21 protein-coding genes and 1 pseudogene are annotated in these 22429 nt (G+C 63.0%); 10 read left to right on the forward strand and 12 right to left on the reverse strand.

Annotated features, from left to right (window positions below):
- Positions 1-75 precede the first annotated feature (75 nt).
- From hsaB to hsaA, 4 genes are read right to left on the reverse strand one after another with little or no spacing between them, the layout of a single operon-like run.
- Positions 76-645 carry a 3-hydroxy-9,10-secoandrosta-1,3,5(10)-triene-9,17-dione monooxygenase reductase subunit gene (gene hsaB / locus QMK17_RS08465; protein WP_283508232.1) on the reverse strand — a complete coding sequence of 190 codons (570 nt, stop codon included), beginning with the start codon at positions 643-645 and terminating at the stop codon, positions 76-78.
- Positions 645-1544: an iron-dependent extradiol dioxygenase HsaC gene (hsaC, locus tag QMK17_RS08470; RefSeq protein ID WP_283508233.1), complete on the reverse strand. Its 900-nt coding sequence runs from the start codon at positions 1542-1544 to the stop codon at positions 645-647. The genes hsaB and hsaC overlap by 1 nt, the downstream gene beginning before the upstream one ends.
- Positions 1545-1547: 3 nt before the next feature.
- Positions 1548-2426 (reverse strand): 4,5:9,10-diseco-3-hydroxy-5,9,17-trioxoandrosta-1(10),2-diene-4-oate hydrolase, encoded by an 879-nt coding sequence (hsaD, locus tag QMK17_RS08475; protein ID WP_283508234.1) that lies wholly within the window; start codon positions 2424-2426, stop codon positions 1548-1550.
- Complete coding sequence (gene hsaA / locus QMK17_RS08480) at positions 2423-3571, reverse strand: 3-hydroxy-9,10-secoandrosta-1,3,5(10)-triene-9,17-dione monooxygenase oxygenase subunit (RefSeq protein WP_283508460.1); 1149 nt, start codon at positions 3569-3571, stop codon at positions 2423-2425. Before hsaA ends, hsaD begins: the two co-directional genes overlap by 4 nt.
- A 170-nt stretch (positions 3572-3741) precedes the next feature.
- On the opposite strand from hsaA, the gene QMK17_RS08485 reads away from it, so the two are divergent.
- From QMK17_RS08485 to QMK17_RS08500, 4 genes are read left to right on the forward strand one after another with little or no spacing between them, the layout of a single operon-like run.
- Complete coding sequence (locus QMK17_RS08485) at positions 3742-4872, forward strand: Rieske 2Fe-2S domain-containing protein (protein ID WP_283508236.1); 1131 nt, start codon at positions 3742-3744, stop codon at positions 4870-4872.
- Complete coding sequence (locus tag QMK17_RS08490; RefSeq protein ID WP_283508238.1) at positions 4869-5183, forward strand: hypothetical protein; 315 nt, start codon at positions 4869-4871, stop codon at positions 5181-5183. The genes QMK17_RS08485 and QMK17_RS08490 overlap by 4 nt, the downstream gene beginning before the upstream one ends.
- Before the next feature lie 21 nt (positions 5184-5204).
- Positions 5205-5741: a dihydrofolate reductase family protein gene (locus QMK17_RS08495; protein ID WP_283508239.1), complete on the forward strand. Its 537-nt coding sequence runs from the start codon at positions 5205-5207 to the stop codon at positions 5739-5741.
- Positions 5742-5786: 45 nt separating this feature from the next.
- Positions 5787-7295: an HNH endonuclease signature motif containing protein gene (locus QMK17_RS08500; RefSeq protein ID WP_283508240.1), complete on the forward strand. Its 1509-nt coding sequence runs from the start codon at positions 5787-5789 to the stop codon at positions 7293-7295.
- 389 nt (positions 7296-7684) lie between these two features.
- On the opposite strand, the pseudogene QMK17_RS08505 reads toward QMK17_RS08500, so the two are convergent.
- Positions 7685-7852, reverse strand: a pseudogene (locus QMK17_RS08505) (4-hydroxy-2-oxovalerate aldolase); the annotation flags it as partial.
- A gap of 78 nt (positions 7853-7930) precedes the next feature.
- Entirely contained in the window at positions 7931-9556 is a 1626-nt protein-coding gene (locus QMK17_RS08510; protein WP_283508241.1) for an FAD-binding protein, read from the reverse strand.
- A gap of 116 nt (positions 9557-9672) precedes the next feature.
- On the opposite strand from QMK17_RS08510, the gene kstD reads away from it, so the two are divergent.
- From kstD to QMK17_RS08540, 6 genes are all read left to right on the forward strand, one after another.
- Positions 9673-11337 (forward strand): 3-oxosteroid 1-dehydrogenase, encoded by a 1665-nt coding sequence (kstD, locus tag QMK17_RS08515; RefSeq protein ID WP_283508243.1) that lies wholly within the window; start codon positions 9673-9675, stop codon positions 11335-11337.
- A complete protein-coding gene (locus tag QMK17_RS08520; RefSeq protein WP_283508244.1) occupies positions 11334-12182 on the forward strand; it encodes a MaoC/PaaZ C-terminal domain-containing protein in 849 nt (282 codons plus the stop codon). The genes kstD and QMK17_RS08520 overlap by 4 nt, the downstream gene beginning before the upstream one ends.
- Before the next feature lie 25 nt (positions 12183-12207).
- On the forward strand, positions 12208-13929 hold the full coding sequence (locus tag QMK17_RS08525) for a cholesterol oxidase substrate-binding domain-containing protein (protein ID WP_283508245.1): 1722 nt from the start codon (positions 12208-12210) through the stop codon (positions 13927-13929).
- A 196-nt stretch (positions 13930-14125) separates the two neighbouring features.
- A complete protein-coding gene (locus tag QMK17_RS08530; protein ID WP_283508247.1) occupies positions 14126-16375 on the forward strand; it encodes a putative bifunctional diguanylate cyclase/phosphodiesterase in 2250 nt (749 codons plus the stop codon).
- Positions 16362-17006, forward strand: a complete 645-nt coding sequence (bluB, locus tag QMK17_RS08535; protein ID WP_283508249.1) for a 5,6-dimethylbenzimidazole synthase — start codon at positions 16362-16364, stop codon at positions 17004-17006. The genes QMK17_RS08530 and bluB overlap by 14 nt, the downstream gene beginning before the upstream one ends.
- The gene (locus QMK17_RS08540; RefSeq protein ID WP_283508251.1) at positions 17003-18055 is read left to right on the forward strand and encodes a hypothetical protein; all 1053 of its coding nucleotides are present in this window, start codon (positions 17003-17005) and stop codon (positions 18053-18055) included. The genes bluB and QMK17_RS08540 overlap by 4 nt, the downstream gene beginning before the upstream one ends.
- Positions 18056-18068: 13 nt before the next feature.
- Here QMK17_RS08540 and QMK17_RS08545 read toward each other — a convergent pair whose 3' ends face one another.
- The 6 genes from QMK17_RS08545 to QMK17_RS08570 form a co-directional block, all read right to left on the reverse strand.
- Positions 18069-18566: a DUF427 domain-containing protein gene (locus QMK17_RS08545; RefSeq protein WP_283508252.1), complete on the reverse strand. Its 498-nt coding sequence runs from the start codon at positions 18564-18566 to the stop codon at positions 18069-18071.
- 105 nt (positions 18567-18671) lie between these two features.
- On the reverse strand, positions 18672-19496 hold the full coding sequence (locus QMK17_RS08550; protein WP_283508254.1) for a DUF2637 domain-containing protein: 825 nt from the start codon (positions 19494-19496) through the stop codon (positions 18672-18674).
- Between the two features lie 47 nt (positions 19497-19543).
- The gene (locus QMK17_RS08555) at positions 19544-19894 is read right to left on the reverse strand and encodes a hypothetical protein (RefSeq protein ID WP_283508256.1); all 351 of its coding nucleotides are present in this window, start codon (positions 19892-19894) and stop codon (positions 19544-19546) included.
- A gap of 9 nt (positions 19895-19903) precedes the next feature.
- Positions 19904-20206, reverse strand: coding sequence for a WhiB family transcriptional regulator (locus tag QMK17_RS08560; RefSeq protein WP_283508258.1), 303 nt, complete (start codon positions 20204-20206; stop codon positions 19904-19906).
- 150 nt (positions 20207-20356) lie between these two features.
- Complete coding sequence (locus tag QMK17_RS08565) at positions 20357-20881, reverse strand: gluconokinase (protein ID WP_283508260.1); 525 nt, start codon at positions 20879-20881, stop codon at positions 20357-20359.
- Between the two features lies 1 nt (position 20882).
- Positions 20883-22262, reverse strand: coding sequence for a GntP family permease (locus QMK17_RS08570; RefSeq protein ID WP_283508262.1), 1380 nt, complete (start codon positions 22260-22262; stop codon positions 20883-20885).
- Between the last annotated feature and the right edge of the window lie 167 nt (positions 22263-22429).

A 22429-nucleotide genomic window follows, 5' to 3' on the forward strand; every position in this document is an offset into this window, starting at 1 on the left:
AACGTTATGCGCTCCGCGCCCGTGAGCGCTTCGGTACGGCCCACCGTGCTTTTTCACGCACGGGGGCGAAGCCCACTACAACCAGGTATCCGACGACGTCGCCGTCAGGAAGGCCTCCAAATCGTCGCGCCACGGGGCCGGTACGGTCTTGTCCGGCTCGATCCCGGTGTACTGACCGCGGTAGAACAGCAACGGACGCTCACCGTTGATCTCACCGAGGGAATGAACTCGCCCGACGACGATGAAGTGGTCGCCGCCGTCGTGCACCGTCTCGACCGTGCAGTCGACGTGCGCCGAGCCGCCGGTCAAAATCGGCGAACCCAGAGGCGAAGGTGACCACTCCACTCCCGCGAACTTGTCGAGCTCGCGGGAGCCGAACCGCGCGCACGTTTCCTGCTGGTCCTCCCCCAGCACGTTGACGGCGAATGCCCCGGTTCGCTCGATCGCCGCCCACGACCGCGACCCCTTCGTGGGACAGAACAACACGAGTGGCGGATCCAGCGACAACGCAGCAAACGACTGGCACGCGAACCCGATAGGGCGCCCGTCGTCCGTTGTGGTCACGATGGTGATCCCGGTACAGAACTGCCCGAGGACGGTCCGGAAGGTTCGGGGATCCAGGGTGCTGGAATCCAGGACGCCCACTACTGCATTCCCACCGAGAAGTCGTGGCCCCACAGGCTCACGGCAGTGCTTTCTCGCGCCACCCAGGATTCGTCCTCGACCTGCCTTCCTTCACAACCGAATTCGATGTCGAACCCCCCGGGGGTCTTCATGTAGAACGAGAGCATCAGGTCGTTGACGTGTCTGCCGAGGGTGGCCGACATCGGCACCTTCTTGCGCAGCGCACGATCGAGTGCAAGCCCGACGTCGTCGGAGTTCTCGACCTCGATCATCAAGTGGACGATTCCACTCGATGTCGGCATCGGGAGGAACGCGAGGCTGTGGTGACGCGGGTTGCAGCCGAAGAAGCGCAGCCATGCGGGCGGACCGTCGGCGGGACGCCCCATCATCTGAGGCGGCAGCCGCATCGAGTCGCGCAACCGGAAGCCGAGTACGTCGCGGTAGAACCGGAGCGAGACCTCGTCATCGTCCGTCGAAAGGACTACATGCCCCAGACCCTGCTCACCGGTGACGAACCGGTGACCGTACGGGCTCACCAACCGGCGATGCTCCAGGGCGGCGCCATGAAAGGCCTCCAGCGTGTTTCCCGACGGGTCCTCGAACACGATCAGTTCATCGACTCGCCGATCCTGCAACTGCTCCGCGGTGCCTTCCTTGTACGGGACTCCCGCGTTGTCGAGCGCAGACCGAATACCCTGCAGCTCCGCTGCATTCGCAGTTTCCCAGCCCGATACGAGCAGCCGGTCCTTCTCTCCCGGCACGATCACCAGACGCGCGGGGAAATCGTCCATCCGCAGATACAACGCGCCGTCCACGACGCCTTTGCCCTCCACCATGCCGAGGACTTTCAAACCGTACTGACGCCAGGCGTCCATGTCGGTCGCTTCGATCCGCATGTAGGCGAGTGATCGGATTCCCATTGCTCAGCTCCCCTCTGTCAGGAATGCGGTGGTCAGACGGTTGAACTCATCGGCCACTTCCACCTGAGCCCAGTGACCGCACCGCCCGAACACGTGAAGTTGCGCTCGCGGAATAGTTTTCAGAGCGACGAGCGCACCGTCGATCGGGTTGACGCGATCCTCGCGGCCCCAGATCAGAAGTACTCGCTGCCGGAGTTTGTACGCCTCGCGCCACAGCATGCCCTTCTCGTAATCGGCTCCAGCAAAGGACTTTCCCATTGCTTTCATCGCGGCGATGGATTCCGGCGTCGACGCCTGCGCGTAGCGGCGCTCGAGCAGTTCGTCGGTGATGATCGACTGGTCGTACACCATCACTTTCAGGAACGCAGCGAGCTTCTCCTTAGACGGACCTGGGGGTGCTGCGAAGTTGCCCAGATTCTTGACCCCCTCGGTGGGATCGGGAGCGAACAGGTTGATACTCAGGCCTCCGGGACCCATGAGCACCAATCTTCCTGCCATGGACGGATAGTCGAGGGCGAACCGCACCGCAGTGCCGCCGCCGAGCGAGTTACCGAGCAGGTGTACACGGTCGATGCCGAGGTGATCGAGCAGATCTTTCAGAGCCGAACTGCTGTGCACGAAGTACTGCGGGTGCTCGGTCGGCTTGTCGGACTGCCCGAACCCCGGCTGGTCGACGCACAGAACGTGGAAACGCTGCGCCAGAACTTCGATGTTGGCAGCGAAGTTCGACCACCCGGATGCACCGGGCCCGCCGCCGTGCAGCAGCACGATCGTACTGTCGTTCCCGATTCCTGCCTCGTGGTAGTGCAGGGTCAGATTTTCGCGCACCTGCGCGAATTTCGACGTCGACTCGTAGGTGATGGTCTCTGCTACCGCGGTCATACCATCGTGTCCTTGAGCGGGAGACCGAACTCGCCTCCGCCGAACATCTGATATGCCCGTTCTGGATCGTTGGCGGCATGCACGCGTCCGGCATGAGCGTCGCGCCAAAAGCGTTGCAATGGAGCATCGTTCTGCAGAGCAGTCGCGCCTGCACTCTCGAAGAGCAGGTCGATCGACGCGACCGAACGGCCCGTCGCACGGACTTGATCTCGTCGGGCACGCAGTCGCAGTTCGATGGGGACTTCGTCACCGGCCTTCAGAAGTGCGTACTCGTCGGCGACGTTGCCCGACAGCTGACGCCACGCGGCGTCGATATCGCTGCTGGCCTCCGCGATTCGAACCTTGGCGAAGGGGTCGTCCTTTCCGGTTTCACCGACGAACGCCTTGCGGACGCGTTTGCCTTGGTGCTCGACATGGGCAGCGTAGGCGCCCTCGGCCATCCCAACGATCGGTGCGGAGATGGTCGTCGGATGGATTGTGCCCCAGGGCATCTTGTAGACGGGCGCGGTATTGAGCTCGAGACCTTCGGCAGTGTGGTCGTTCATCTTCTTGAAGCTCAGGACGCGGTGCGTCGGAACGAACTTGTTCTCGACGACCACTGTGTTGCTGCCGGTTCCGCGCAGCCCGACAACGTTCCAGACGTCGTCGATGCGGTAGTCCTCGCGCGGGACGAGGAACGTCACGAAGTCGACGGGACGCCCATCCTTGATCACCGGACCACCGAGCATTGCCCACGATGCGTGGTCACACCCGGAGGACCATTGCCACGCGCCCGACAGCTGATATCCGCCGTCGACGACTGTTCCCGCGCCCATCGGGGCGTACGAGGAGGAGATGCGGACGTCGGTATCCCGGCCCCACACGTCCTCCTGTGCCTGTTGCGAGAACAGTGCCAGGTGCCAGTTGTGGACGCCGATGATCGACGACACCCAGCCGGTGGACCCACATGCACTCGCGATCTTCTTCACCGCCGAGTAGAACAGCACCGGGTCTTCCTCGTAACCGCCCCATTGTGCCGGCTGCAGCAGCCGGAAGAATCCTGTCTCCTGAAGGGACTTGACCGTCTCCTCGGGGAGTCTCCTCAAATCTTCGGTTTCCTGCGCTCGTTCGCGCAGTGCGGGCAGCAAGGCTTCGAGCCTCTCCATCACCTCGTGAGTCACGTTTGACTACTCCTGCCTTCAGTGGGTACTCAGCCAAGACTAGAACACGTTCCCGTTACTGTCGAGAACTTGTTCCAACGCTTTCACTAGCCAATTCGTGCACAATTCTATAACGTGTTCTAGTAACTTGATCGAGCAGAAAGCAAGGGGTGCACATGGCTAGGATCCGTGAAATCGACGTGGGAAAAACGCCGACTCGCTATGCACGGGGCTGGCACTGCCTCGGCCTTGCGAAGACGTTCATGGACGGGACGCCGCACGCCGTGCAGGCCTTCGGCACCAAACTCGTCGTGTTCGCCGAGTCGTCGGGCAAGATCGTGGTGCTCGACGGTTACTGCCGCCACATGGGCGGCGATCTGACGCAGGGAACCGTCAAAGGCGATGCCATTGCCTGCCCGTTCCACGACTGGCGCTGGGGTGCGAGCGGCAAGTGCACAGAGATCCCCTACGCCCGACGCGTACCGCCGCTCGCCCGGACACGAACCTGGACGACGCTCGAGCAGAACGGGCAGCTCTTCGTCTGGAACGACGCCGAGAACAATCCGCCGCCCGAGGACGTGACCATCCCCCGCATCGAGGGCGCCTACAGCGACGGGTGGACCGACTGGACGTGGAACTCCATGGTCATCGAGGGCGCCAACTGCCGCGAGATCATCGACAACGTCGTCGACATGGCGCACTTCTTCTACATCCACTACGCGTTCCCGACCTACTTCAAGAACGTCTTCGAAGGGCACGTCGCGTCGCAGTACTTGAACACCAAGGGCAGGCCCGACATCGGTATGGCCTCTCAATATGGCGGAGATACGTTGCTGAAGTCCGAGGCGTCGTACTTCGGGCCGTCGTACATGATCAACCCATTGACCAACATCTACGGCGGGTACGAAGTCAAGAGCGTGTTGATCAACTGTCACTACCCGATCGATCAGAATTCGTTCGTGTTGCAGTGGGGCATCACCGTCGAGAAGCCTGCGGGAATCGACGAGAAGACCGCGGACAAACTCGCCGAGAAGTTCACCGAGGGAATCAGTGTGGGATTTCTTCAGGACGTCGAGATTTGGAAGAACAAGACGAAGATCGACAACCCACTCCTATGCGAGGAGGACGGCCCGGTCTACCAACTGCGGCGGTGGTACGACCAGTTCTACGTCGACGTCGCCGATGTCGACGAGAAGATGACCAGTCGATTCGAGTTCGAGGTCGACACCACCAAAGCCAACGAGGTGTGGCAGCACGAGGTCGAGGAGAACTTGGCCAAGCAGGCAGCGGAGAAAGCCGACGCATGAAGTGGGCGAAGGCTCCGGATTTCGCCGACGACCCGAACCGGGCCGCGAACGTTCACGCGCAGACCGTCAGGGACAAGGAGAACTATCTGGATTCGCGGCTCGCACCTGTCGAGTGTCGCGCCTGTGGAACATGCGTTCTCGTGCGTAAGAACAGTGTCAAACAGACATCGGTGCAGTGGACGTCGAAGCCCGCGAACACGTGTCCCGTGTTCCGGGATGCAGAAAATTCGGCGACGGTCGATTCGTGTCAACGCTTGCAGGATTCGATCGATCACGCGGTGATGGAAGGAATTCTGTCGGTTCCGAATTGACTACTGGGTAGTCTGGGTCCTATGCCGCCGCTCAGGTATTCCATCAACGTCACGCTCGATGGGTGCTGCGATCACCGCTCCATCGTCCCGGACGAAGAAATGCACGCTCGCGCAGCAGCGAACATCGCCCGAGCCGATGCCCTCCTCTTCGGACGCGTCACCTACGAGATGATGGAGTCCGCGTTCCGTCAATCCCCCGGAGCCGAGACAGACGACCCTTTCGCCCAGACAATCGACGCGGCCAAGAAATACGTCGTGTCGAGCACGCTCGCTCAAGTCGACTGGAATGCCGAACTCCTGCAGGGAAATTTGGGCGACGCGGTCTCCGCTCTCAAGCGAGAGCCGGGTAACGGCCTGTTCGTCGGCGGTGTGATGCTGCCGCTCGCCCTGGCAGAGCTCGATTTGATCGACGAGTACGAGTTCGTCGTGCACCCGAGGTTGGTGGGACACGGGCCCACGTTGTTCGCGGGGCTGTCGAAGTATGTCGATCTGACACTCGTCGACCGGCAAGAGTTCGGCTCCGGTGCTGTGGCGATGCGGTACGAGCCGAGAAGGTAAGGCGTCTCGCCAAGCGTGTCGGTGGGGCGTTGTAGCTTCCTACCCATGCAGAAGTTGGGGGACTACCGCAGCGCCGACACGCTCACCGATCATCAAATCAGCTCCGCCATCGTCGAGCTCACCCACACCGAAAACCAACTCGCCGCAGACAAATACGCACTGCTGGCCCACTTCGCCCGCCGCGGCCTCAACCTGAAACAAGGACACTCGAGCCCCGCACACTGGCTCGCCACCGGAACCCGAGTGGCCCACGGCAACGCCGACAAACAATTCGACATCGCCACCTGGCTCACCGCCTGGCCCACCGTCCACACCGCCCTCGCCGCCGGAGACATCCACCCCGCACACGTCCGAGAAATCCACGAAGGATATTGGACAGTGAACACCGCCGACACCACAATCACCACGCAACAGATGGGCGAGGTCGTGCGACTGCTCCTCGATGCCGCGCTCATCGGGACAGTGCACACCGTCAAAGTCAGAGCCAACGAACTCTCCCTCGCCGCCGCCCGCGATGCCCGCGCCCGCCACGAACAGAGACTGCGCGAACAACAACGCCGAGAACAACAGCACCGCGACTGGGAAAAACGCCAACACCAACGCGGGCAAGGCAACGACCCCGTACCTGGCAACGACGACAATTCTCGCGAGGACCCCGAACCGGAACCTGCTCCGGGCCCGATCGGGCCGCCCCCGATCCCGGTGTCGGAGAATGTGGCACTCAACAAGCTGGAGATGTTCCTCCTCGCCAACGGCCGCACCACCGTCAAAGGCGATATCGACACCGTCCTCGCCGAGAAGCTACGAGCGTCGCTGACAGCGCTGTCCAGGCCGCACCCCGAACCCGACGGCACCCGCGATCCACGCAGTCACGCCCGCCGCAACTCCGACGCCCTCTCGCAGATACTCGACGAACACAACACCCGAGGCCACAGTGCACGGCCCGCAACTACGCCCGCGGCGGTCAACGTCACCGTCCACCTCCGCGACCTCCTCACCCCCGACACCACCACCACCACCGACAACACCGCCGGCAGTAGCGGGACGGGCAGCAGTAGCGGGACGGACAGCGGCAGCGGGACAGGTGGCGGGACGTCTTCCGGGCCGACCATGGGCGACCCCGACTGGCCGTTCCACCTCGAATGGACCCAGGCCATCAGCGCAACCCTCGCCCGACTCCTCGCCTGCGACGCCGACCTCACCCCCTTCATCATCGACGACAACGGCATCCCCCTGGCCATGGGACGAACAGTCCGACTCGCCACCGACGAACAACGCCGAGCCGTCACCCTCCGCGACCGCTGCTGCATCATGTGCGGCAAACCTGCCACCTGGTGCCAGGTCCACCACATCGTCTTCTTCCGCGACGACGGACCCACCGACATCACCAACCTCACCCTCGTCTGCACCACCTGCCACCGGCGCATCCACAACGAAGGCTGGGACATCACCCTCGGAGCAGACGGGCACCCCACCGTCATCCCACCCGCCACCGAAGACCCACAACGACAACCCAGACCCAGCTACCACCGACAACGAAAACCCGCCGCATGAGTCCGCAGATAGGGCCGCCGTGACCACACGCATCCACCGCCCACACAAGCAGGCGCGGTGGGCAGGGTGCGCAGGCATCGAGGCCGGGCGTCGTCGTGTCGCCTTCCGGGGCACGGCGATATGGTCGGCATCGCCGTACTCCAGCGGTGCGAAGACAGGTGATGGATGACGTTGCCGGTCAACCGATCTGCTCCTCACCCACCATCTGGGCTACCACCCATATTCGACCGACCACACCGGCAGTTGCCCGTCGCACCGATGCCAGCAATGGGCCTCGCCGTTTACCTTGCCGACTGCTCTGACGACCGAACGCTGGCGTCCGCGCCTCCGTAGCGGCACGACGGCCCCATCCCTCCGCACTGTTCACGCCACTGTCGTTGCCGCCTCGCAGTATCACCTGCACCGGCGCCGAATCGTCGGGCACTGCCGTCGATCTGCTGTGCGCCCGCGCACATCGAGATCGCCACTGCCCGGTCCGCGTTCTCGCGACCGTGGACGCCCACCTGAGCCTCGTCACACAACTCCGCTACCAACGCCGCATTGCGATCCGTGACCCGCTAGAGCCTGCGGCGAATGTTCAGCAGTCGAATCTCGTGGGTGTCGACGACTTCCATATCGGGTTTGGTCGACCTATCTCAGATCGCGTCTGCGTCGACAGCACTGTGCACACCTTTCGCCGCCCTGGCGCCGGCACGGCGTCCCGAAAAGATACAGTCCGCCAGGGACAATCCACTGACGTACGAGTTGGAGCAAATTCCGACGGCAGTGCGACCAGCCGCGTAGAGGCCGGCAATACCCTCTCCCGCTGCGTCTTTCACTTGACCGGACTCCTCGTCAACAACGAGACCGCCCAGCGTGATCATCGGACACGGGTTCATCATCTTGGCGATGCCCGACGCCGCCGGGATCCCGATGTCGAACAGCGCGAACGGCGCCTGCACCACCGGCCGCCGAAAATCGTCGTGCTTGCCGAACGGATCGGCGCTGCCGGACGCAATGGCAGTATTGTGTCGGTCGACGGTCTCGCGCAACCCGACCGGATCGATACCGACCTTCCGCGCCAGATCCTCGATGGTGTCGGCTCGTTTCGCCGTCAACATGAGTCCCGCGTTCTGCACCCGCTGAAACCACATCGACTGCAACGGAAGCTGTTTCTTGGCCTCGCGCACAAGATCCGCGTCCGCGAGCAGCCACCCTCGACCCTCGCCCTTCTCGACGATGACCTGGCCGAGCGCGGCGCCATAGCGGGACTCGTCGACCATCCGCATCCCTGCCCGGTTCACCAGCAGCGACCCGAGGAACGGTACGGGTGGGACGATGAACCGCCACGCCGAGATGCTGCCGAGTTTGTCGGTGGCAGCGCCGAGGTCGGTTGCGAGTTGGATACCGCTACCGTCGTCGCCTGCGGTACCGAGCGCGATGCCGCCCGTATACGCAGGCGCGTGCGTCTTCATCATCGTGCGGTCTGCGACGAACCCTCCCGCACTCAGGATCACCCCGCTACGTGCCTCGATGCGTAGCACCTTCGCATACTTCTTCTCGAGATGCGCGAGCCTACGTTCGAGCAGATACCGAAATTGCGGGGCATAGATTCCCGGTTTTGCGGACAAGAGCCCGATCTGTTTGTGCAGAAATCGAATTGACGCAGGTGCATCGGCGAGGGAATGACATTCGACGCCGACGACTCGCCCTTCGGCCACGACCAAGGAGCATGCCCGACTCTGCGACATCAGCCGCACACCCACTCGTTTTGCCGACGCTGCGAGCGGACCGAAGAGCATTTTGCCCGACGTGCCCTTGCCCTTCGCGCGATGGCCCCTCGGCGCTGGTTTCGCGACGACCCGAAATTCGCCTGCGGCCTCGCTTCCCGAGTAGTACAGGTAATGCCGGTTGCTGGGATACGACGTTTTGTACGGGCAGAGTGACGCCTCGAAGGGAACGCCCTGGTCCTTCAGCCACTCGATCATTGCTGGACTGTCGTCACAGAATCGGCGCAGAGTTGCCTGCCCGACTGCGTCGCCCACTTCTTTGCTCAGGTAGGCGAACATGGCGTCGGCCGAATCCTCGATCCCTGCCGACTTCTGCACGGACGTTCCCCCGCCCGCGTAGACGACTCCGCCGGAGATCGTGCTCGCGCCCCCGCCCACGTATCGGTCGACCGCGATGACGTCGGCTCCGCCTTGGGCTGCCTCGATTGCAGCCGCTGCGCCCGCTGCTCCGAATCCCACGACCACCACGTCGGTATGTAAATCCCAGGACACCACTCTTACCCTCCCATCCAAACTGGAACGTGTTTTCGTTTCAAACGACAAATCTATTGATACTTCCTGGCAGAAAGCATGGACTGTCGATGCCATCATTCTATAACGTGTTCTACATGAGTACGCAGGAATACGACATCGTCGTGGTCGGAAGCGGCGCAGGCGGCATGACCGCCGCGCTCACCGCGGCCCACAACGGACAGAGCGTCGTCGTCGTCGAGAAGGCAGCCCACTTCGGTGGATCGACAGCTCGCTCGGGCGGCGGCGTGTGGATCCCCAACAACGAGGCACTGCAGGCCGATGGCGTCGACGACACCCCGGAAGCTGCCCGCGACTATCTTCACGCGATCATCGGCGACGTCGTCTCCAAGGAACGCATCGACACCTATCTCGAGCGCGGTCCGGAAATGCTGAGCTTCGTCCTGCGCAACTCACCGCTGAAGATGCAGTGGGTCCCCGGTTACTCCGACTACTACCCGGAAGCGCCCGGCGGCCGGGTCGGTGGCCGGTCCGTCGAGCCGACCCCCTTCGACGCGAAGTGCCTCGGCGCAGAGGTGAACAATCTCGAACCAGACTACGGAAAAGCACCACTCAACGTCGTACTCACCCAGGCCGACTACCGCACCATCAATCTGCTCAGACGTCACCCCAGCGGCATCGCCCGGGTACTTCGCGTCGGAATGCGCTGGATGGCAGCCAAACTCACTGGTAAACACCTACTTGGCAGAGGCCAGGCACTCGCTGCTGCCCTCCGAGCCGGGCTTGCGGACGCGAACGTTCCGGTACTCCTCGACACCCCGATGACCGACTTTCACGTCGAGGACGGCCGAGTCACCGGCGTCACCGTCTCCGGCGGCAACGTCTTCAAGGGAAGACTCGGCGTCGTATTGGCGGCAGGCGGTTTCGAACACAACGAGGAGATGCGTAAGCAGTACCAACGAGAACCCATCGGCACCGAGTGGACCGTGGGTGCGAAAGCGAACACCGGCGACGGCATCCGAGCCGGTCAGAAGCTCGGCGCTGCAGTCGATCTGATGGACGACTCCTGGTGGGGCCCGTCCATTCCGCTGACCGGCGGGCCGTGGTTCTGCATTGCCGAGCGCACTTTGCCCGGTGGCATCATGGTCAACGGCTCGGGTAAGCGCTTCCTCAACGAAGCGGCGCCCTACGTCGAAGCCGTCCATGCGATGTACGGCGGAAAGTTCGGCGTCGGGCAGGGGCCAGGCGAAAACATCCCCACCTGGATGATCATCGACCAGCGCTACCGTGACCGATACATCTTCGCGGGTCTGCAACCGAAGAAGGCTTTCCCATCTCGCTGGATGAAAGCGGGCATCGTCGTCAAAGCCGAAACCGTCTCGGAGCTCGCCGACAAGACCGGTCTCCCTGTCGCCGAACTCAGCGCAACGGTGGAGCGGTTCAACGGGTTTGCACGCACTGGCGTCGACGAGGATTTCCGCCGCGGCGAGAGCGGCTACGACAAATATTACGGCGATCCGACCAACAAGCCGAATCCAAGCCTGGGCGTTCTGGACAAGCCACCGTTCTATGCGGTCAAGATGGTGCCGGGCGACCTCGGCACCAAGGGCGGCCTCGTCACCGATGCGGACGCTCGCGTGCTGCGTGAGGACGGCACCGTCATCGACGGTTTGTACGCGGTCGGCAACGCCAGCGCCCCGGTCATGGGACACACCTACGCGGGCCCCGGCGCAACCATCGGGCCGGCGATGACATTCGGCTACCTGGCGGTCCTCGACATGATCGCAAGGGGACATCGGTGAGCATCGACCTCCATACCGCTCTGGGAGCCGAGCTGCCGCCGATCCAATTCTCCTGGACAGCAACCGATGTGCAGACCTACAACCTCGCGATCGGCGCCGGCTCGAATCCCCTAAACGAACGCGAACTCCTCTACCTCGACGACGCGAAGCCGTCCGTCCTTCCGACGTTCGCCACGGTCGCATCGACCTTCCACGCCACCGAGGCGCCCCAGGTCAAGTTCCCCGGCATCGACATCGATCTCGCAAACGTCGTACACGGCGGCCAGGAAGTGCGGGTGATGGGTCCGATCCCGCCGTATGGCCAGGCGCGAACAACCACCCGCATCAGCGACATCTGGGACAAGGGGAGCGCCGCGGTGATCCTCCAGGAATCGACGACGACCACACCGGACGGTACCGAACTGTGGCGGACCCGGTCGTCGATCTTCGCGAAGGGCGAGGGAGGGTTCGGCGGCGAGCGCGGACCCTCGCACACGCACGCTCCACTCGATCGAGATCCCGATGCGGTGGTCCTGATACCGATCCTCCCCCAGCAGGCACTGATGTATCGCATGTGCGGTGATCGCAATCCGCTGCATTCGGATCCCGGATTCGCCAGCGCAGCAGGGTTTCCCCAACCGATACTGCACGGTCTGTGCACCTACGCAATGGTGTGTCGAGCCATCTCCGCTGCACTTCCGGGTGCACCCACCACCGGCTTCGCCGCTCGGTTCGCCGGCGTCGTGTATCCGGGCGAGACGCTCGAGTGCCAAATCTGGGACAACGAAAACGAGTTGACGGCGATCGTCACGATCCCCGAGCGAAGTGGCGCTACAGTTCTCACCGACGTCGTCCTGAAGCGCTGATCCACCCGAGAAAGACGGAATCACAGTGACACAGTTCAATCGCCGCACCTTCATCGCGGCAACCGCAAGTGCCGTGGCCGCAGCGTCGGTCGTGCGGGCGGTCCCCGCAGGTGCGGTGCCGTTCGGAAGCGCCGACACGACGATCCCCGCGCCCCCGAACTTTCCGGCAGGCATCCCCCTCTACCAGCAGCGTTATCAGAACTGGTCGAAGGAGATCATCCTCGACGCGATCTGGACGTGCTCGCCGGTGACACCGGATGATGTTGTTCGACTTGCCAACTGGGCACACGAGAACGACTACCGTATTCGACCCCGCGGAGCAATGCACGGCTGGACTCCCCTGACCATCGTCAATGGTGAGAACATCGATCGGACAGTCCTGGTGGACACCATGGTTCACCTCAACGGAATCTCCGTGAACCCAGCGTCGTCCACGGTGTCCGCAGGCGCGGGTGCGACCCTCGAAGCGATTCTGCAGCAACTCGAGAACAACGGACTCGGCTGGGTCAGCGTCCCTGCACCTGGGGTCCTGTCCGTCGCGGGCGCACTTGCCGTCGACGCACACGGTGCTGCGGTGCCCGCGGTAGGGGAAGTACCCGTCGCGGGAACGACCTACGGTTCACTCAGCAACCTCGTCACCTCATTGACTGCCGTCGTATGGGACGGATCCGCCTATGCGCTCCGGACATTCGACCGCTCCGAACCCGAAATCACACCGCTTCTGACACACCTCGGTCGAACATTTCTGACGTCGGTAACAATGCAGGCAGGCGTCAACTCGCGGATGAGATGCCAGAGCTACACCGACATCGGGTGGCGTGAGTTGTTCGGTGGCCCAGGCGCTTCAGGCCGCACATTCGAGAAGCATCTCGACGAGACCGGACGAGTCGAGGCGATCTGGTACCCCTTCACCGAGAATCCGTGGCTCAAGGTGTGGTCGGTTTGCCCGGAAAAGCCACCGACGGCTCGCGAGGTGACCGGGCCCTACAATTACATTTTCTCCGACAACCTGCCCGAGATCGCCTCCGATCTGATCGGCCAGCTGACCGCCGGAAACACCTTCATTGCACCGGCATTCGGTCAGGTCTTCTACGGGACGACCGTCGCAGGACTAGCAGCGACCGCATCGAACGACCTGTGGGGTTGGGCCAAGGACGTCCAGTTCTACATCAAACCGAGCACTCTGCTACTCACCGAGGGCGGTGGCGCGGTCATCACCTCACGTGCCAACGTGGCTCAGGTGATCGCGGACTTCACGCAGTGGTTTCACGAACGCACCTCGTACTACCAGTCCATCGGCCAGTTTCCGATCAACGGCCCAGTCGAGATCCGCTGCTGCGGCATGGACGACCCGGCGGACGTCGTCGTCGATTCAGCCGGTCCACCCACCATCTCCGCGATGCGTCCTCGCCCTGATCATCCCGAGTGGAATACCGCGGTATGGCTCAACGTCCTCGGCGTACCGGGAACGCCGGGGATGTTCGCCTTCTACCGCGAGATGGAGCAGTGGATGCGTGGCCATTACAGCGGCGGATGGGCGACCTTCCGACCCGAGTGGTCCAAAGGCTGGGCTTTCAGCTCCGAACTTCCCTACAAGGATGCAGGCGTCATCGAGAACACCCTGCCGGACACTTATCGAGCAGGTGTTCCGAGTACCGAGAACTGGGACACCGCGAGGGCGACTTACAACGAGCTCGACCCGCACCGGATCTACAGCAACACCATGATCGACCAACTGCTGCCCTGAGACTGGGCTGGGAGCAGGGTCGGCCGACTCCAGCCCATGAGCGCGATGTCGATGGAGCCTTCGTCGCTGCTCGTCGCGCCGTGATCGACGGGTTCCACCCTGGGTTTCGTGTATACAAATGATCTACGTCCTCGAATGTGGCACCGTAAAGAAAGGGGCGAGCGCCGAAGGCACAACGCAGGGAAGGACACACCCATTGAAATGGTGGCTGTTTCCGACTCTCGGAGGGCTGGCGGGTGTCGCCTATTTCCTGGTTCCACCGGGCTTGATGTCCGAGTCGATCTTCGTCGGGATCGGAACGCTGTCGATTCTCGCCGTGGTCATCGGAATCCGAATCAACCGGCCGGTGTCCGCGGCGCCGTGGATATTGATTGCCATAGGTTCCGGGCTGTGGGTGATCGGAGATTTGGCATTCCTGATACTTACCGATGTCGAAGCCCAGTTGCCGATGGCATCGATCGACGACGTGGTTTATCTACTCGGGTATCCCGTGCTGGCTGCGGGACTTTTCCTGCTGGTTCATCGGGAGTGGGGGCGGGGCGAACTCGGATATATCGCCAACAGCGCCATCGTGATGATTGCCTTCGGTTTGCTGATGTGGGTGTTCGTGGTCGATGCCGACTCCGTCGACGTCTCGACCACTGCAGGCATCGTCAGTGTCGCGTATCCGGCCATGGACGTGTACCTGCTGGGGCTGTTGGTCCATTTCATCGGTGCCACCGAGTGGGAGAGCACCTCCTTCCGATTGATGACAGCCGCTGTGGCCCTGGCGCTCGCCGCCGACACAGCAGCAAACGTCACCGCCATCGGTGTCACGGGCAGTGATCCGAACATTCTCGACATCGGCTACCTGTCCTTCTACCTATTGGTCGGCACTGCTGCCCTGCACCCGTCGATGAGGGCGTTGACTCCACGTATACCGAAGAGTCGAAGCTCCACCGCGGCTGCATCCTTCGGCATGCCGACGGTCATGGTGCTGGCGGTTGCGGCGTTGACTCCACCCGCGGTCATGGTCGTTCTGCTGGCGCGAGGCGATCCCGTATCGGGTTGGGGCTGGCCGCTGGTTCTGTCGGCGACGTTGCTTGTGTGCCTGGTGTTCACGCGTGTGGTCGAGTTGTTGAGATTGCTTCATCGTCAGACTCGGTCGCTGCGGGCCACCGCCCACACCGATTTCCTCACCGGATTGCTCAATCGCCGAGGACTAGAGGATTGGATCGACGACAGCGACTCGCCCCTGGCAATCCTGCTCTTGGACATCGACCGATTCCAGGACATCAACGACACGTTCGGCCACACCATCGGTGACGCGGTCCTGCAATCGGTGGCCGACCGGTTACGCCGCGCCCTGAAGGTGCGGGGCGTCGTGGGCCGACTCGGGGCCGACGAGTTCGCCGTTGGGCTCTGCGGAGGAGAGTCCGAGGCGCATGCCGTCGCGCGCACGATGCACGATTCGTTGCGCCGTCCCATCACCGTCCGCGGCGCGACACTTCTGGTCGAGGCGAGTATCGGGATTGCCACCGGTCGCCGCGAAGACGGCGCCGAAGCCCTGATCCAGCATTCCAACCTGGCGATGCAGTCGGCCAAAACAGTCCAACCTCGTATCGCCACCTACACGACCTCGATGGACCGTGACAGCAGCCGACAACTACTTCTGTTGAGCGATCTCACGTCCGCGATCGAGCAGGACCGTTTAGAGGTCTATTACCAACCACAGGTCGACCTCAGGTCGATGACCGTCGTCGGCGTCGAAGCACTTCTTCGATGGAACCATCCGGTCTCGGGGTTGCTAGAGCCCGACCTGTTTCTACCGATGGCCGAACGGACCGGCCTCATCCGGCCGCTTCTCGACGTCGTGCTGCGCAAGGCACTCGTACAACGCCAGATATGGTGCAGCGAGGGAATCGATCTCGTCGTGTCGGTCAACATATCCACCCGCAATCTGCTCGACAGCGGAATCGTCGAACAGGTCGCCTGGGCCTTGGCGGACGCAGCGGCCTCCCCACAGAACCTCATCGTCGAGATCACCGAAACCGCTGCGATGACGGACCCGCCCGGTGCCGTCGATGCATTGCTGGGGCTTCGCGCCCTCGGAATCGCCCTGGCGATCGACGACTACGGCACGGGGTACAGCTCGCTCGCATATTTGCAACAGCTGCCGGTTCAGCAGCTCAAGATCGACAAGGCCTTCGTCTTGGATATGGCGACCATCCCGGCGCACCACGTGATCGTGCGCTCTACCATCGATCTAGCCAGCGCACTCGGGCTCACGATCACCGCGGAAGGCGTCGAGAACCATGAAACCCTGTTGGAGTTGAAGAGAATGGGCTGCCACTATGCGCAGGGTTACGATCTCGGTAGGCCCATGCCCGCCGACGAGATACCGGCTGCGGTGGCGAAAGTCCACGCCGAGCTGGGGGAATTCAGGACGGTCGATGAGCACCGATAACCCGATGTCGGTATACACAGCTATCCGGTCACGGCGTGACGTGAGAAGTGAGTTCGACGGCAACGTGATCGAGGACGCGGTACTGCAACGGATTCTCGATGCTGCACACTGCGCACCCAGCGTCGGCAACACTCAACCATGGGATTTCGTGATCGTTCGATCACCGGACACCCTCGCCGAATTCGACCGTCACGTCGGCCAGGAGCGAGCGGCGTTCGCACAGTCACTGCCGGCCGACCGCCGAAAAACCTTCGATCCCATCCGGATCGAAGGGATCGAAACGAGCCGGACAGGCGTCGTCGTCACCTACGACCCCGATCGCGGCGGCCAGCACATTCTCGGACGCGCCACCGTCGACGACACCGGAATCTTCTCTGCCGTATTGGCCGTCGAAAACCTGTGGCTGGCAGCGATCGCGGAGGGGATCGGCGTCGGTTGGGTATCGTTCTACCGGGAGGAGTTCCTGACCGAACTACTCGCAATTCCAGCGCCCGTCCGACCGGTGGCGTGGCTGTGTGTCGGCCCGGTGACCGAATTCCAACAAGTACCCGACCTCGAGCGCTTCGGGTGGCGCGAGCGCCGTCCGCTCAGCTCGGCAATGCACTACGAGAAGTTCGGCGGCACGAAATGAGACCAGCTATCGCAAGCACAGGCACCGCGAGACGAGTACTGACGATTCTCGCGGTAGCGGCCCTGGCCGCGAGTTGCAGCACCGACGCCGAGCCCCCTCCCTCGACCCCTGCCGACACTCCAGCCGCCGAACCTGCGGCCGCGCCGCCGTCCGCGACCCCTGCAGGGACCGTCGTGCCACTGGAGGGCGGACCGGAAGGGATCGTCGTCACCGCATCGGGTATCGCGGCCGTCGGTGTGCGTGAACCCGACGGAATTCGGCTACTCGACGCGGCAACCGGTTCGGAGCGTGCGTTCGTCCCGACTTCCGGAGCGCCGCGCCATCTTTCGCTCGCGGGACCGGACGGGCCGGTCCTCGCCCCGCTGGAACAGACCGACGAGTTGCTCAGCGTCGATCCGGCCAGCGGCGCGGTACTGGACGAGGTGCCAGGAGTCGGCAGGCAACCGCACGACGCCGTAGCGGTCGCCGATGGCACGATCGTGGTTACCAACGAAATGGGCGGAGGCGTCGTCTTCGTGCGCGACGGCACGGTGGTGTCGACACTGCCTGCCGGTCCGGTTCAACCCGGGGGCGTGGCCGCGGTGGGTGACGTAGCGGCGGTTGCCGACGTCCAGGGCAACGGCATCTGGATTTACGGCGGAGAGAAGCTCGTGGCTCAGGCTCCGCTCGGCACCAAACTCACGCACGCACTTTCGCTCGACAATGGCCTTGCCGCCTTCGCCGACACCGACGGAGGCGCGGTGTTCATCGAACGGATCGATCCGCAGGTCACCGAAGTTGCGAAGATCGAAACACCCGGTAAGCCATACGGTTTGGCATACGACGCGAAGCGCAAACTACTGTTGATCACCCTGACGGAATCGAACACGCTTCGCGTCATCGATGTTGCAGACCCGGCCGCACCGAAAATGGTCACCGACCTTCCGACCGTGCGTCAGCCCAATTCGATTGCGGTCGATCCCGCTTCCGGATCTGTGCTCGTCACCGGCAGCGACCCGGGAGATGACTCGTCGCTACAGATCATTCCGTCCGGGTTGCTGGGGTCCTGATCTTTCGGGGAGCTCACCAACCCCAGCTGCCGGGAATGCCCTTGAACGGTCCGACGACGTCGCGGGTGATCCACCCTTCGTAGAAGCCGCCCTCCTGCGGGGTGACGCGCTCACCGTCGACCTCGCATTCCAACCGGCTCGGGGAGAAGGCCAGGTGCCCGGTAATGGGCAGAAAACTTGCGGTGGGTGTCTCGTAGCTCCACGCCGCGCCGACGCTGATCGAATCGTGCCCGTGCACGTCCCAGTACGTCGCCGCGCCCTTCCACTCACAGTGTGTGGAGCGGGTGTCCGACGGAGTAAGCGCGTCTGCAGCAACGTCGTCACGTGGGACGTACCAGGTTGGCGGATGACTGGTCTCCAGAACACGCCAGGCGTCACGAGTCTCTGCGACGAGGACGCCCTGAAGCCGTACGGTGATCAGGCGGCTGGACTGTTCGAGCAGCGGTGGCCTGGGATAGTCCCACACGGATTCCTGTCCGGGGCCGGGCACCTCTGGCGTCATTGTGCTCATCTTCTCGATAGTGCCACCAGCAGGTACTGCCGCGCCACGGACCGCGCTACCGTCCGCACAGACGAGCAGGTCACTCCCGACAGGGCTGACTCACATCAGCACGGGTCAGGGAGCATCCACCGGATACAGGTCCTCGGCGCGGTCCTCGTCGAGAATCCAACGGTCGACATCTTCCAAAGGATCCCCGTTCGATTCGGCGGTCGACTCCAGCCGATGCAGCAACTCACTCGTCGACTCGGCACTCTTCACATCGCTCGCCGGAGCGGCATCGAGCGGCACCTCGAAGGACGGTGCGGTTTCGGGGCGAGCCCGAACAAGAGTGTCGGAGGTGAACTGTGCACTGCCGAACCTGTCGGCCATCGGGGCTGATTCCTCAGCCGACACGCCAGCACCTGCCGCGCTGCGCCTCTCGACGGGCATAGCAGTTTCCACCGGCACCTGCCCCGTCAGACCCTCAGCCGATCGGCCGGCGCGAGCCGTCTCGTCAGCAACGAGACTCTGAGCTTCGATCGCAGAAACAGACGGGATCCTGACCAGGATGCCGAGACCGTGGGTGGCTGCCAGAAGACTGACCGGCGCCACGGTCGCGATCGCGGCCGACAGCGCCGGATGAAGAGTTCCCGCCTGAGAGATGAACGCGTGCAGCGCATTTGCGCCGATGCTGACCAACGCTGCGATGATCAGGACCGCCCAGAAGAAACGTCGACCACTTCGTTGTTCCTGGAACTGCGCCAGGGCGATCACAGAGATGGTTGCTTGCAAGATGGTGCCGTCCACGATGACGGGCCACAGCCACGACAGATTCCTCGGCACCCCCGCCATGGTCGCCAGATCCCACAGCGCGGCGAAGCTCAGGACGAACGAAGCGATACCGATGACAGTGGTGATGACGACCGCACTGACGAGCGTCGCGCGAAGGACCTTGTTCATGAGTCGACATCTTGCCCGGCGACACCGACACGAAACGGAAAGCGTGCTCAGCCACCCACCGCAGCGACGTAGAACGCAGCGCCGACCGTGCAGGTCAGAAGGCACAGCAGCAGCGTTCCCACCGCGAACGGCCACGAGATGCGTTTACGCGCAATCCGAACGATCGTCAGGATGAGCCCGACAACTCCGACCACACCGGCGGTCACGAGTGTCGCCGCGACGGCTGTGACAGCGCCGCCGGCGCTACATGTGCCTGTCGGGCAGTAGTCGAGAAATGCAAGCGAAAAGATTCCAGCGAGGACGGCGAGTCCACCGAGCATGAAGGTGAATACGAGCGAGGCCACCGAGATCGCTACATCCCACCCAGGGACCGGGGGTCGATTCTGGATGCTGGACACCAGGTGAGGTTAGGCGAGTCGGGGTTCCGCGCGGTAGTGGCCTGCACGGTCGTGCGCCGACATTCCGCCCCAGACCCCGTACGGTTCGTTCGCCGCCAGCGCGTGGGACCTGCACTGCACGAGAACCGGGCACTCCGAGCACACGGCCTTGGCTTTGCGCTCGCGCACCGCACGCGCCCGACCCCGTTCACCCTCAGGATGGAAGAAGACCGAGGAGTCGTAACCGCGGCACAGTCCTTCGAGCTGCCAGTCCCACACATCTGCGTTGGGTACCGGAAGTTCGACCGGCCGGGAGGGCACACCTCTCACCATCGTCGTCTCCTCATACACACTGCTGCATTCAGGCTTGTGACCCGTCCGCGAACACCATAGTTGTCGTGAACCAGTTCACTATTTCGCATTAAACATACATTTGGCAAGCAATTCATCCATTCGTATGCCTTAAAAACCAGCACTGCTGCTTCATCTTTCGTCGAGACGCTCGAGTTCGGCGAGGATCTGCGCAGCGATCTCGGCCGGAGGAGGACCGACGTCGATAACGATTGCGCGCTCATCGGGATCGATGGGTTCCAGCGTGGACAACTGGGTGTCGAGCAATGTGCTGGGCATGAAATGGTCCATGCGCGCATTGAGCCTGCCGCTGATTCGATCGCGCGTACCTGCCAGATGTACGAACACGACGTCGTCGCCCGAGCCGTTCCTGAGCACATCCCGGTAGCTGCGCTTGAGCGCCGAGCAGGTGACGATTCCGGGCTTGCCCTCCTCGGTGTGTGTCCGGATCCAGTCGGCAATTCTCTCGAGCCACGGCCAGCGATCTTCGTCGGTCAGCGGCGTCCCCGACGCCATCTTCGCCACATTCGACGCCGGATGCAGATCGTCGCCCTCCTCGAGGTCCCACTGCAACGCGCCTGCGAGAATTCCTGCGACGGTGGACTTTCCGGATCCGGACACTCCCATGATCACAAGGACCGGGTCATTGATGCTCATGTCAGATCACCACACTCAGCGCAAGCACACCCGCCAGGCCCGTTACCGAAATTACGCATTCCATCACGCTCCATGTCTTCAGGTTCTGCACAACCGTCGTACCCAGATACTCCTTGACCAACCAGAATCCCGCGTCGTTGACGTGGGATAGGAACAGCGATCCCGCGCCGATCGCGAGAACCATCAGCGAGACGTGCGAGGACGACAGCTCTGCGGCAACGGGAGCCAGAATTCCCGACGCCGTCACGGTCGCCACCGTCGCAGACCCTGTCGCGACTCGAATGAGAACTGCAACGAGCCATGCCAGGAACAGAACGGGAAGGCTGCTCGATTTGATGGCGTCCGCGATCACGTCGGCGATGCCCGTATCGATGAGAACCTGTTTGAAACCGCCACCGGCACCGACGATCAACAGAATTCCCGCGATCGGGGGCAGCGAGCTTTCGAGCGATTTCGCGATGGCCGGGCGATCCATTCCCCCGCCTCGTCCGAGGAGGCCGATGCCCGCCAGCACAGCGAGCCCCAGCGCAACGATCGGCGTTCCGAGAAAGTCTAACAGACCCTTCAGCGACGAATCGGATTCAGCTGCAAGCACATCTGCAGCAGCCTTGCCCAGCATCAGAACCACCGGCAGCAGGATGGCCGCGAGGGTGGCAGCGAAACTCGGCCGTCGGCGGGATTCCTTGTCTTCGTCCGAGGTTTCGAACAGCGCGGGCACCGGCACATCGACCCACTTGGCGGCGAGCTTTCCGAACAGCGGGCCTGCGACGATGACCGTCGGGATCGCCACCAGCACCCCGAGACCGAGGGTGAGACCGAGGTTCGCGTTCAGTGCCGAGACCGCCACGAGCGGGCCCGGATGTGGAGGTACGAGACCATGCATCGCCGACAGACCGGCAAGCGTCGGAATCGCGATCCGGATCAATGGCTGACCGGACCTACGCGCCACCAGAATGATGACCGGCATCATCAATACGAGGCCGATCTCGAAGAACATCGGCAGACCGATCACCGCTCCGACGAGGGCCATCGTCCACGGCAGCATCGCTGGGGACGATCGGCCGACGAGAGTGTCCACGACTCGGTCAGCGCCCCCGGAGTCGGCGAGCAATTTGCCGAACATCGCGCCGAAGCCGATCAGGATGCCGACGCTGCCCATCGTTGCACCAAAGCCCGTGACGAACGCGGCGACCGAATCGGCCGCCCCGAGCCCTGCAGCGATTCCGACACCGACGGCGCCGATGGTCAGCGAGAGAAACGGGTGCAGTTTCAACCAGGTGATGAGCCCGATGATGACCGCTACGCCGACGACGGCTGCGGTGATGAGCTGCGCATCGGACGCCGAGGCGCTTTCGGCGGCTTGGGCAAGTGTCGTGAACATGGACTTCGGCCTGTCTGCGTGAGGTGGGTCGGCCTCGATGAAGCGAGGTGACTCCGCTCACTATCCCCAATAGTCATACAATTGGCAAGCACCAATCCCAATTGCCATACTAATGACGTGGGTATGAGGGGCTTGCTGTCAGCCGGCCGCCGCGTGGCGCTGCGGAA

Origin of the sequence: Rhodococcus sp. G-MC3 (assembly GCF_030063335.1) — a bacterium.
Taxonomy (GTDB): domain Bacteria; phylum Actinomycetota; class Actinomycetes; order Mycobacteriales; family Mycobacteriaceae; genus Rhodococcoides.